The following is a 12,413-nucleotide window of genomic DNA, read 5'->3' as shown; positions in this document are numbered from 1 at the left end:
ATATTTTATATATTTCATTTCAAAAACAATTAAATGACCTTCATTTATATATGCACTTCTTTTTATCATGTTTTTTATATATTTTATATATTCTTCTTTTTTTGCCATTGTTTTTAAATTATCCAATACAGCATAGTTGTTGAATACAGTTAAATTTTTATTTATATTGTATATCTCCAAAAGCGCTTTTAGTTCTGAATATGGAAGAGTTTCATGTTCTTTTCCAAGTAAAAATCCCATTTTCATCGTATTCATAATATCCACTAATTTTAAATTTAAATTTTAAAAAATAAAAAATTTTAAAAAATATTTTAATAATATTTAAATAATTAAATAAATCAGAAAAACTCTAACCTATAAAATTTTAAAAAATCTCTTTAAAAAAGCGGTGTCAGCTCGCCCATCTATCATCATAAATCAGAAGCTACTCCGGTCATCATCCACCAAAGTATATTATATAATACTAATATATATAGTTATTGAAAATTTGAAATTTAGATGGTTTAAAATTTAGGTGAACTCAGTGGATAAAAATATTATGAATGAACTGGATATCATAAAAACTATATCTAATAATATAAAATACACTGGAAAGGCAGTAAAAGCTATTGGAGATGATTGTGCAGTTTTTAAATTGGAAAATCAGTATTTAACAATTACAACCGACATGATGTTTAAATCTACACATTTTCCAGAAATTTTAACTCCATTCCAAATTGGTATGAGGGTAATTACTGCAAATGTATCAGATATAGCGGCAATGTGTGCTAAGCCGTTGGGAATTGTAGTCTCAATGGGTTTTAATTATCCAAAAAAGGAATTTATAGAAGAACTTACAAAAGGGATGGATTTCATAGCAAAAGAATATGAGTGTCCTGTTGTTGGTGGGGATACGAATAAATCAAAAGAACTTACATTATGCGGAACTGCCTTTGGAATTACAAGTAATCCAATATATCGGGGTGGTGAAGTAGGGGACGATATAATAATTACAAATAATGTTGGAAGAGTCTATTGCGGGTTAAAAATTCTTGAAATGAAGGATAAAGGAATAATTGATAAGAATGGTTTTGAAAATCTTTTAAATGAGTATCCAAATATTATAAAAAAATTATCTGAACCAAGAGCAAGGGTTAAAGAGGGGATTGCTTTAAATAAATATGTTAATTCCTGCTGTGATGTATCGGATGGTCTTGGAAAGGATTTACGCTATGTTGGGAATTTTGAAATCTCATCAAAAAAACTTTTAAATGCCATTCCAAAGGATGTGATAGAATTTTGCGATAGATTTGATTTAAATCCAATAGACGTTGCTCTAAATAGTGGTGAAGAGTGGGAGCTCCTATTCACAACAAAAAAATATGATGATGTTGAGGATGAGCTCAGTGGGTTGGGCACTAAATCCATAAAAATTGGAAAAGTGATAGATGATGGACATTATATCGATGGTGATGAATTTAAATTTGGAGGGTATATTCATAAGTGGTCTAAATAATGAGATAATAAAATAATGCAAAATATATATTATGGGGTATTATGGGTAAATATGATAAAAATAAATATAATAACCAAAATTCCATAAAAAATAATATTAAATTTTTAGTTAAGTTTTTTATTTACTGTATTGTTTTATTTTTAATTTTAGAACCATTAGGAGTTAAATTAATAAACCTTGTGGCATATCAAAGTTATTTAATTCTAAATTTATTCACTGATGCTTCATACAATGGATGCTACATTTATTTAAATAACTTAAAAATAGAGGTAATAGGAGTATGTACTGGTTTATGGTTAATTTCGATATATTTGGCGTTAGTATTGGCATTATCGAGAAATATTAAAGAGGTAGTTATTGGACTGCCATTATTGGCATTAGTTTATTTCGGAAACATTTTAAGAATAGTGTTGGTCGGAGCTCTTGGAATGTTATTTGTTAATAAAGTGCATACTATACATGATATAGTTGGATATACCACCGTTCCAATTATGACTGTAATGGCTTCTATGATTTATATGAAAATACTGGATAAAATGAGGGAAAATAATGGCAATAGCAACAGTTGAAACACAATATATTAGGGTTAATACTTTAAAAATAACTCCAAAAGAGTTAAAAGGTAGATTAAAGAGCAAAGGAGTAAAGTTGGAGGATACATTTTTAGATTATATGTTTAAAGTTAAAGGAGCTCCTTTTTCAATGGGTGCTACACCGGAGTATTTATTTGGATATTACTACCTACAAAGTATATCCTCTACAATTCCCCCATTGGTGCTGAATCCTTCGAACACTGATGCTGTTCTTGATATGTGTTCAGCCCCCGGTGGAAAAACAACTCATTTATCCCAGTTAATGAACAACAAAGGAGTTGTGGTGGCAAATGAGCTAAATAGAAAAAGAATGAGAAGTTTAAAATCCAATATTTATAGAATGGGTATTACAAATACCATACTATTAAATATGGACGCATTAAGGCTAAAAAAATTTAATATGCTCTTTGATAAAATACTTCTAGATGCCCCATGCACTGGAAATCCTATAAAAGATAAAAATAGGGTTGTTAGCAAAAGAGACATAAGATATTGTGCCCTTAGGCAAAAAAATATGCTAAATGTCGGTATCGACATGTTAAAAGAAGGCGGGGAAATTGTATATAGCACCTGCTCACCAGAGATTGAAGAAAATGAGGATGTAATTGAATACATATTAAATACTCGAAGAGATATTGAATTAGTGGATGTTGGTGAATTTAAGAATGATTTAAAAGGAATCAATGTAATTGAGGGGAAAGTGGGGGGAACTTTGAAGGTTGTTCCCCCAAATGAACCATTCTTTATAGCAAAACTTAGAAAAATTAAAAATTAAAGTAATTTAAGGATTAATAATTAATTTTTTGGATTTTTTGGTTTTCTTGGAGCTGCCATTGTCTCACCCCTTTTAAGTTCTAACATATACTAAACTTATGAAGTATATAAAGACATATTCAAAAAATCCAGCATTTTATTTTGAAGTTTATTTTAAAAGGGAGATAGGTAATGCCAAAAAAAGTTCATGATAAATTAAAAATAATGGAGTATATACTAACTCTTGGTAATAAAGGGGATGAATTAACCATATACAATATTACAAAAAAACTCAATCAAAATATTAAAAATCTAAAATCTATTGATATTGAAAATCATTATGTTCATTATGTCAAAGAACAAACCATTAGCAATGCATTGAAGGAACTAAAAAAATTGAAAATTTTAGAAGTTAAATCCATTGAAAAAACAAAAACAGGGAAAGAAAAAAAGATTTATAAATTGACGGAAAATTCTGAAAAAATTTTTGAAGTTTATAAGAAAAATTATTTAAAAATTCATAAAATTTTAAATGTCATAAAATCTGAGGAAATATCTAATGATGAGCTCGACACCATTAGTTTTATAATAAAAAGATTATTGAAAAAAGATGATTAGAAAAAATATTATGAAATATAAGATATACATTATATTAAGGTGATTTTTTGAATAAAAACATGGTCATTATTGATGGTAGTTATTTAGAAGGTGGCGGTCAAATTGTTAGAACAGCGGTTTCATTATCTGCAATAACACAAAATCCAGTTAAAATAATAAATATAAGAAAAAAACGAAGAAATTCTGGGCTTGCTCATCAGCATGTGGCATGTGTTAAGGCAGTTAAAAAATTATGTAATGCAGAAGTGGAGGGATTAGAGGTAGGTTCTGAAATTTTAGAATTTTATCCAAAAAAAGTATCTGCAAAGGATTTTGAATTAGATATTAAAACAGCAGGTAGCATTTCTCTGGTTATTCAGACTCTTTTACCTTTGGGTCTTGCAATAGATAAGCCGGTGAATATAACTATAAAAGGCGGAACTGATGTGAAAAATGCCCCGCCAATTGACTATATTAAAAGTATTACACTGGATATTTTGGGTAAAATGGGATACTGCGGTAGTGTCGATATAATTAAAAGAGGATTTTATCCAGAAGGGGGCGGAGAGGTTAAATTAAAACTAAATCCTTTAACATTAAAACCTGTGGATTTAATAGAGCTCGACAAAAGCAAAAACAAATTTGTTGAGGGCATAGTTTTTAATCAGAATTTAGATGAGAATATTCCCAGAAGGATTAGAAAATCAGCAATCGACATTCTTATGAAGAACGGCTACATGCCGAATATAAAAATAGAAAACACAAAAGGTATTTCCACCGGCGTTGGGATATTTTTAAAATGTGGAACAATAGGAGCTCACTGTTTAGGTGAAAGAGGTTTAAGGTCTGAGATGGTTGGAAAGATTGCAGTGGAAAATCTATTAAAGGAGTTAAAAACTGGCATGGCATTGGATAAATACATGGGAGACCAGATAATACCCTTTTTATATTATTCCAAATCCACTGTTGGAGTTTCTGAGATTACAAACCATACTTTAACAAATATATATGTGGTTGAAAGCTTTTTAGATGTGAAATTTAATATTTCAAAATATTGCGAAAATAACTGCAACGGATATTTAATAAAATGCGATGTGATATAAAATATATAAATAATAAAATAGGTGGAAACATGTTTGAATACTTTGAAACTATGGCAGATATGGGTATTATTGCCAGAGGGAAGACACTTGAAGAGGCATTTAAGGAATCTGCAAAAGCACTATCTAATCTGATGGTAAATATAGATACTGTTGAAAAAAAAATTAAAAGGGAAATCGAAATAGTTTCAGAGGATTTATACAGTTTGCTTTATGATTTTTTAACGGAGCTCCTAATAATAATGGATAGTGAGTACTTAATATTCTCAGATTTTGATATTAAAATATATAAAAAAGAAAATAAACAAAAAAAAATGAAGGAAAATAATGAAAATAATGAAAATGAAAAGGAGGAAGAATATATTTTAAAATGCGTAGCTTATGGTGAAAAATTGGATAAAGAAAAACACGAACCTAAGGAAGAGGTAAAGGCAATAACATATCATAAAATGGAAATTAAAAAGGAAAATAACGAATATGTTATAAAATATATCGTTGATTTATAAATGTTTTGGTGAGTTCATGTATATCAACCACCCACTTATAAAACCAAACACTATGGAATCACGATTATATCAGCAAGTAATTGTAGCAAATGCTTTAAAAAAGAACACCCTATGTGTTTTGGGAACTGGACTTGGAAAAACTGCGGTTGCAACTCTCACAATTGCGGGAATGCTTTCAAAAAAGGATGGGAAGGTTTTAATCGTTGCTCCATCTCGTCCATTGGTGGAACAGCATTACAACAGTTTAAAAACTTTTTTAAATATCGATGAGGGTAAAATAGTAATTTTAACTGGAAAAATAGCACCAACAAAGAGGAAAAAGCTTTGGGAAGAGGGAAAAATATTTATAGCCACACCGCAGATTGTGGAAAACGATATTGTAGCAGGTAGGATTAATACCGATGATTTTGTGCTCCTTATTGCCGATGAGGCACACCATACAACTGGAAATCATTCTTATACTTTCGTAGCATCTGTATTCAGAAATAAGGCACATGTTCTTGGATTAACAGCCTCTCCTGGGTCAAATATTGATAAGGTACTTGAAATATGCGAAAATTTGGGAATTGAGCATGTGGAAATCAGAACATACGACGATGCAGATGTAAGGGAGTATATAAAAACCGTTAAATTGAGACCTGTAAAGATAGAGCTCCCAAAGGAATATGGGGAATGTATTAATTTACTTAAAAATGCTTTCAAAGAAAGGCTAAAAGTGCTTAGAGATAACAAAATAATTTACTCCATAAATATAAATAAATCGGAGCTCCTAATGCTTCAAAAGAAAATTATGACAATACCTGATAGTTCAAAATATGAGCTCATAAAAATAGCTTCCGAAGCTATAAAACTGGATTATGCCATTGAAACTTTGGAGTGTCAGGGAAAGGAGGCATTTTTAAACTACTATGAAAGATTGGGAAGTCAAAATACAAAGTCGGCAAAGGCAATTGTAAGAGACAGTAGGGTTTTAAAGGCAGTGTATAAGCTAAGGACTTCCGAAATTGAGCATCCAAAGATGGAAAAACTTGTTGAGATTGTTAATAAGATATTAAATGAAAATAAGGATAAAAATGATAAAAATGATAATAAAAATAAAGATGAAAATGGAAACCAAAGAAATAAAGAAAAAATAATCATATTTGCACAATATAGGGATACAGTTGATAAAATTGTAAATGTTCTTAATTCAAAGGGTATAAATGCAATACCATTTGTGGGACAGTCAAACAAAGATGGAAAGGGAATGTCTCAAAAGAAACAGGTTGAGGCTGTTGAAAAATTCAAAAATGACGACAATATAAATGTTTTAGTCTCCACAAGCGTATCTGAGGAAGGTATTGACATAATGAGTGTAAATTATGTAATATTCTATGAGCCTGTGCCTTCTGAGGTAAGGTTTATACAGAGGAGAGGTAGAGCTTCCAGAGGTGAAGGCGGGGAGTGTATTATTTTAATTACAAAAGACAGCAGGGATGAGGGCTATTATTGGTCTGCAATAAATAAGGAAAGAAAAATGAAGAGTCTTTTAAAGGATATGCAGAAGATATTGAATAAAAAACTTGAAGAAAAATATAAGGATAAATATATTATTGAGGATAAAAACACCCTTGATTACATACTAAATAAAGAAAATAAGGAAGATGAAAATAAAATAGATAAAGAGGATAAAGAGGATAAAGAAGAAGCTAAAAAAAATAAAGAAAATAAGATTAAAACAGAATGTGAAATAGAGAATAAAAAAGAAGAGGTAAATAAAAATATAAAAACCGACAATACAGAAATTAAAAATGCCCAAAAACCTATAAAAATAATAGTAGATAACAGGGAAAAAATTGTAAGTAGGTATTTATTCGATAAAGCAGAGCTAAAATTTAAAAATCTTGAAAATGGGGACTATATAATAAGCGATAGGGTAATTGTAGAGAGAAAAACCGCAGAGGATTTTGAGAGCTCTATAATAGATAAGAGATTATTCAAACAATTGAGGGATTTGAAAAAATATGAAAGACCAATTTTAATCATAGAAGGGGATAATTATTTCCGATTATCTGAAAAAATAGTAAATGGTGCGGTAATTTCTATAATGCTTGATTTTAATATTCCGGTAATATTTTCAAAGGATGCAGAAGAGACGGCAAATATATTGGTAAAAATGGCTGAAAGGGAGCAGTTAAGGTCTAAACGAACAGTAGCAATAAGAACAGGAAAAAAACCAATGTCATTAAAGGAAAGGCAGAGGTTTATAGTTGAAAGTTTTCCAGATGTGGGAGCTCTGACTGCTGAGAATTTACTTATGAAATTTGGCACTATTGAAAATATTGTGAATGCCTCTGAGGAGGAGCTCCGGGAGGTAGAGGGGGTGGGGAAAATAACGGCAAAAAAGATAAAAGCAGTTTTAACCGAGAAATATGAAAAATAAATAAACTAAAATGGTGAAATAATGGGGAGGTTATTTTATTATTTAAATACGGTATAATTTAGATAAACATATAAAATTAATACTTAGGGCGACAATCACCATTGGCTCATTATGGGCGGTATTTTTAGTTTTTAGGAAGTTAGGACCATTTCTTGATGCAACACCTCCATACAGTTATTGGCTATTTCCTATATTGTTTATATTTGTTTTATTTGGGTCGGATTGCATCTATAATAAATTAATTAAGAAAATATTTAAAAAAGATAACCATACAGTCCCATTTCAAATTGATAAAGGAAAATTTTTGAAGGAAAAATGGGCATTTTATCCGTTAAAATGGCATGTTTTATGGATTTTAGTTTTAATGGATATTTATACTATATTTTTCCTTCAATTTAATGAAATATTGACTCTACCAGCATATATAAATAAAATTTTGATATATGGGATATTTTTATCCATTTTTGAATTAATCCCAATAAAAATAAGATTTTATGAAAATGGCATTGGTGCAGGTAGTAGTTTTTATCCATACAAACATGTTAAAATATTAGAAAAGAAAAACAAAAAAATAGTAAAAATAAATAATATCCCAATGTATGTGTTATTTGATAAATATAAGGATGTTAATTATATTCTTGGATTGAACGGTATAAAAAATGCATTAATTGAAAGAGGCGATAAGATATGATTTGCATTCCTGTAATTGATAAAAATGTAGATGATGCTTTAAAAAGTGCAGAAAATGCCTTAAAAGCTGCCGATATTGTGGAGTTTAGAGTGGATATGCTTGAAAATGTAGATAAGGAAGATATAGCAAAAATGGCAAAATATCCATCAATTATTACAATAAGGGCAGATTGGGAAGGTGGAGAATATAATGAAGATAATAACAAAAGAATGGAATTATACAAAATAGCAATTGAAAATAATGCGAAATTCATAGATATTGAGTTAAAAGAAGAAAAAAATAAGGAACTTGTTGAATTTAGGGACAGCATAAACTCAGAAACTAAGATTATTGTATCATATCATGATTTTGAAAAAACACCAGATTATGATGAGCTCCTACAAATCGTTAAAAAAGAACTTGAAATTGGGGATGTTGCAAAGTTTGCCACAATGGCAAAATCTAAAAAGGATGTTTTGAATATTTTAAAGGTTGTAAATGAGTTTGAAGACAAAATAATAGGCATAGGCATGGGTGAAGAGGGTAAATTAACGAGAATTTTAGGGGTCGATTTTGGTAGCATCTTAACATTTTCATCTATGGAAGGTAGGAGCTCGGCACCGGGTCAAGTTGATGTTGTTAAGTTGAAGAAAATATGGGAGCTCCTGAAATAATAAAATAAATAAAATGATTGGGCGATAACATGGATAATGATTATTATAATGAAATTGAACTGATATTAAGACAGATATTACAGCCAATAGAAAAAATATCTTTTTCCACATTTATAAGGGTAATCAGCGGATACAAAGTAATACCTTTGGATTCATCAACCAATGAGGAAGATAAAAAACTTATAAATGATTTAATAAAAGCATCTGATGAAGTAATTAAGAATGTACAAAATACAAAGGGCATAAAAAAGGTATGAAAGAAGATGGAGAAACTCCAAAACGAGTAAATGAAGTGGGAAACCATATAGAACCTTATGTTAAAGAGGCACTATCTAAATATGGTTATGCAGATACGCCCAAAACTAAAAATGGAAGGCGTAAATCAACAGGTTATCCTGATATTGAATTTTGGCATGGTGGGAAAGCTGAAAATGATGGCAGAGTAGTTTATATTGAAATAAAAACATATAATGAGAAAAATGTAGATACTACTCAGAGGTCCTTTTACGCATCGCCTCCTAATGACAAAGAGGGATTTAAAATAACTCATGATGCACCACATATTGTAATTTCATTTAAAATTGAAAAAATAAATAATAATTACTATGCAACAGGTTTCAAAATAGTAGATTTATATTATTTGAATGGCTCAATAAAAAGAGAGTTTAACGCATCTAATAAGGAGTTATACGATGATAAATTAGTATTATATAGCAAATAATTCCATATACATTATTATATTTAGTATTTATATTTTTATTTTATGTAATTATCGAGAGAAGCAACACAGGTATTGGCAGTAGTATTTAATTTAAGGATATTGCCATTATTTTTATTTTTAATTTTTTCATCTAATCTTTTTTTAGCAATATCGCAGTAATACTCATCAATTTCAAAACCAATGAAATTAACTCCCAACTTAACACATGCAATGGCAGTATTGCCCAATCCCATAAATGGGTCTAACACCAATTTAGTTTTTTCAACACCGTGTAATTTTATACACATTTCTGCCAATTTTGATGGAAAAGTTGCAGGGTGTGGTCTTTCTTTGTTTTTTGATTGCATTGTTTCATAAGGTATGAACCAGGTATTTCCCCTATCTCTTAAATCATTTTTTCTATTGAATCTTTTTATATTGCTTTTATCTTGATATGGAACTCCAATTGACAGTTTATTTAATTTTACGTTTCCAGTTTTTGTAAAGTGGAATATATACTCGTGCATGTTGCTTAAATACCTATCACTATTCACGGGTTTATAATGTCCAACAGCAATATCTCCAATTATATTAGGGTAATTGCCTGCATCTTCCTTTTGAATGGCTATTGATTTTATCCAGTGAATTACATTTTGGAGTTTAAAGTATTTTCTCAATCTAAAAGCAACTTCCCATGCAATATATGGATTACTACATGTATATCCCATATTTAAAAAGAATGAACCATCTTTTTTTAATATTCTATTTAATTCTTTTCCAATTTCTTCAATCCATGCTAAATATTCATCATCTGATTTATTATCGTTATATTTGTTATAATTTATTCCAATATTATACGGTGGTGATGTAATTACTATATCAACTTCATTATCTTCTATTAATTTCATACCTTCCAAACAATCCATACAATATATTTTATTAGATTCCACAATATCACCAAATAAAATTTTAAATAATTATCTTAAAAATTAAATCTTCTCCTTTTTTTAATCTTTCCACAATTTCGCGGTTCAACCCCTTTGCACTTTTATCTGCATTTATCATCAATGTTCTTGGGCAGATGAAATTGCTTTTTCTTATTACTATATCGGTTGGATGGTTTAAAATTAAATCTTTATGCCCTTTTCCTATAATGGTTTCTTTCAAATCTCTAACAATAATTTCTACAATAATTTTATCAGAATTTCTGATTCTTTCTCTAAGTTCTTCTGAAAAATCAACCATGGATTTATCGGCGTTTATTCCAATAATGCAATCTCCCGTTGGTGTTAAATAATCTTCTTTTGTAATTTCCAATGTTGTTTTATGGGTGGATTTAACATTTGGATGTCCCTTCGCATGAATTGTAATTATATAACCTTCCATAATTTCACCATAATTTTATAAGTATGTAATAGATATAGTAAATGATATAATTTATTACTATTTTAATCATCTTTTAATTGCTATATTATTTATTTTAATTATTACATAGATGGTGATACGATGAAGGAAAACATGGTGAAGGTTAAGGAAAATGTATGGGAGCTCCCAAAATATAAAAAGGAAATGAATGTTCCCGGTAGAGTTTATTTAAATGATGAGCTCTTTGAAAATTTGGAAGACGATGTGCTTGAACAGGTAGCGAATGTTGCCTGTTTGCCAGGTATTCAAAAGTATTCCTTAGCAATGCCGGACTGTCATTACGGCTACGGCTTTTGTATAGGCGGAGTGGCGGCATTTGACGAAAAAACAGGAGTAATAAGCCCCGGAGGAGTTGGATTTGACATATCATGTCTCACACCAAACTCAAAAATATTAACAGAGGATAACTACCTTATAAAATTAGAGAATTTAAAAGAAAAATTGGATTTATGTGTAAAAATTTACGATGTAAAGGAAGGTAAAGAAAATTATTCAAATGTATTGCTTGTTTCTGAAAGGGATGCAAAAGAAAATATATTAAGAATAAAAACAGAATTTGGAAGGATTTTGGAGGGTAGTGTAGACCATCCAGTTTTAACACCTGAGGGGTATATTCCAATGGGAATGTTAAAGGAAAGGCAGGGCATTATAGTTTATCCCTTTGAAGGTGTAGAGTATGAAGAACCATCCAATGATACAATATTGGATGAAAAGGATTTTGAAGAATATGATACTCAAATAGTAAAATACTTAAAAGAAAGGGATTTATTGCCGTTAAAAATGAATCATAAACAAATAGGAGCAATAGCACGATTGTTGGGTTTTGCTCTTGGTGATGGAAGTATTGTTCAGGAAAACGGAGATAGAAAAAGATTATATGTTGCATATTATGGAAAGAAAGAAACATTAAATAATGTTAAGAATGATTTGGAGAAATTAGGTGTAAAAGCTTCGAAAATATATTCTAGAAATAGAGATGTTAAAATAAAAAATGCATGGGGGGATGAATATATAAGTTCATGTGAAGACAACCATATAAAAATAACCTCCAAAGCATTTGCATTATTTATGCACAAACTTGGGATGCCAATTGGCAAAAAAATAAACCAGATTCCAAAAGTTCCAAACTGGATAAAAAAATCTCCAAAGTGGGTAAAAGCAAATTTCTTATCGGGATTGTTTGGAGCGGATGGGAGTAAGCCAATATCAATCACTAAAAATCACAAATACACCATAAGTCCAATATCTTTAACGATATGTAGGACAAAGGATATTGAAAATGAACTTACAGAATATTTAAATGAATTAGCATATATACTAAAAGAATTTGATATAAATGCAAAACTCTATAAAGTTAGGGAATATAATGAGAAAATCATGTACAGACTATATATAACTTCAAATAATAAGGAGCTCTATAATTTCTTATCTAAAATTGGTTATGCATATTACAAAGATGATAAAATTCTATTAATTAC

14 protein-coding genes and 1 pseudogene are annotated in these 12,413 nt (G+C 29.6%); 12 read left to right on the top strand and 3 right to left on the bottom strand.

What is annotated here, in order from left to right; genetic code table 11:
- Positions 1-255, bottom strand: a pseudogene (locus F7B34_RS04190) (TIGR01177 family methyltransferase); the annotation flags it as partial.
- 283 nt (positions 256-538) lie between these two features.
- Here F7B34_RS04190 and thiL point away from each other — a divergent pair.
- The 11 genes from thiL to F7B34_RS04135 all read left to right on the top strand — a co-directional run bounded on the left by thiL (position 539) and on the right by F7B34_RS04135 (position 9,531).
- Positions 539-1,495, top strand: a complete 957-nt coding sequence (gene thiL / locus F7B34_RS04185) for a thiamine-phosphate kinase (RefSeq protein ID WP_292460585.1) — start codon at positions 539-541, stop codon at positions 1,493-1,495.
- Positions 1,496-1,536: 41 nt separating this feature from the next.
- The gene (gene artE / locus F7B34_RS04180) at positions 1,537-2,064 is read left to right on the top strand and encodes an archaeosortase family protein ArtE (RefSeq protein WP_292460583.1); all 528 of its coding nucleotides are present in this window, start codon (positions 1,537-1,539) and stop codon (positions 2,062-2,064) included.
- Positions 2,045-2,863: an NOL1/NOP2/sun family putative RNA methylase gene (locus F7B34_RS04175; protein ID WP_292460582.1), complete on the top strand. Its 819-nt coding sequence runs from the start codon at positions 2,045-2,047 to the stop codon at positions 2,861-2,863. The genes artE and F7B34_RS04175 overlap by 20 nt, the downstream gene beginning before the upstream one ends.
- A gap of 170 nt (positions 2,864-3,033) precedes the next feature.
- Positions 3,034-3,459 (top strand): hypothetical protein, encoded by a 426-nt coding sequence (locus F7B34_RS04170; protein WP_292460581.1) that lies wholly within the window; start codon positions 3,034-3,036, stop codon positions 3,457-3,459.
- A gap of 59 nt (positions 3,460-3,518) precedes the next feature.
- Complete coding sequence (gene rtcA / locus F7B34_RS04165) at positions 3,519-4,541, top strand: RNA 3'-terminal phosphate cyclase (protein WP_292460584.1); 1,023 nt, start codon at positions 3,519-3,521, stop codon at positions 4,539-4,541.
- Positions 4,542-4,570: 29 nt separating this feature from the next.
- Positions 4,571-5,044, top strand: a complete 474-nt coding sequence (locus F7B34_RS04160; RefSeq protein WP_292460580.1) for an archease — start codon at positions 4,571-4,573, stop codon at positions 5,042-5,044.
- Positions 5,045-5,060: 16 nt separating this feature from the next.
- The gene (locus F7B34_RS04155) at positions 5,061-7,466 is read left to right on the top strand and encodes a DEAD/DEAH box helicase (RefSeq protein ID WP_292460579.1); all 2,406 of its coding nucleotides are present in this window, start codon (positions 5,061-5,063) and stop codon (positions 7,464-7,466) included.
- Between the two features lie 304 nt (positions 7,467-7,770).
- Positions 7,771-8,157, top strand: coding sequence for a hypothetical protein (locus tag F7B34_RS04150; protein WP_292460578.1), 387 nt, complete (start codon positions 7,771-7,773; stop codon positions 8,155-8,157).
- A complete protein-coding gene (gene aroD, locus F7B34_RS04145) occupies positions 8,154-8,810 on the top strand; it encodes a type I 3-dehydroquinate dehydratase (protein WP_292460577.1) in 657 nt (218 codons plus the stop codon). Before F7B34_RS04150 ends, aroD begins: the two co-directional genes overlap by 4 nt.
- A 29-nt stretch (positions 8,811-8,839) precedes the next feature.
- Positions 8,840-9,067 (top strand): hypothetical protein, encoded by a 228-nt coding sequence (locus F7B34_RS04140; RefSeq protein ID WP_292460576.1) that lies wholly within the window; start codon positions 8,840-8,842, stop codon positions 9,065-9,067.
- Entirely contained in the window at positions 9,064-9,531 is a 468-nt protein-coding gene (locus F7B34_RS04135) for a restriction endonuclease (RefSeq protein WP_292460575.1), read from the top strand. Before F7B34_RS04140 ends, F7B34_RS04135 begins: the two co-directional genes overlap by 4 nt.
- A gap of 35 nt (positions 9,532-9,566) precedes the next feature.
- Here F7B34_RS04135 and F7B34_RS04130 read toward each other — a convergent pair whose 3' ends face one another.
- Both F7B34_RS04130 and F7B34_RS04125 read right to left on the bottom strand, forming a co-directional pair.
- The gene (locus F7B34_RS04130) at positions 9,567-10,460 is read right to left on the bottom strand and encodes a site-specific DNA-methyltransferase (protein ID WP_292460574.1); all 894 of its coding nucleotides are present in this window, start codon (positions 10,458-10,460) and stop codon (positions 9,567-9,569) included.
- Positions 10,461-10,479: 19 nt separating this feature from the next.
- The gene (locus tag F7B34_RS04125; protein WP_292460573.1) at positions 10,480-10,896 is read right to left on the bottom strand and encodes a DUF371 domain-containing protein; all 417 of its coding nucleotides are present in this window, start codon (positions 10,894-10,896) and stop codon (positions 10,480-10,482) included.
- Between the two features lie 120 nt (positions 10,897-11,016).
- On the opposite strand from F7B34_RS04125, the gene F7B34_RS04120 reads away from it, so the two are divergent.
- A partial coding sequence (locus F7B34_RS04120) for an RtcB family protein (protein WP_292460572.1) occupies positions 11,017-12,413 on the top strand: 1,397 nt, incomplete at its 3' end.

This window comes from Methanothermococcus sp. (assembly GCF_015523155.1).
GTDB lineage: Archaea > AGJL01 > Methanococci > Methanococcales > Methanococcaceae > Methanofervidicoccus.
The sequence above is the reverse complement of the archived record's forward strand: the minus strand, read 5'-3'. Positions and strand labels throughout refer to the sequence as shown.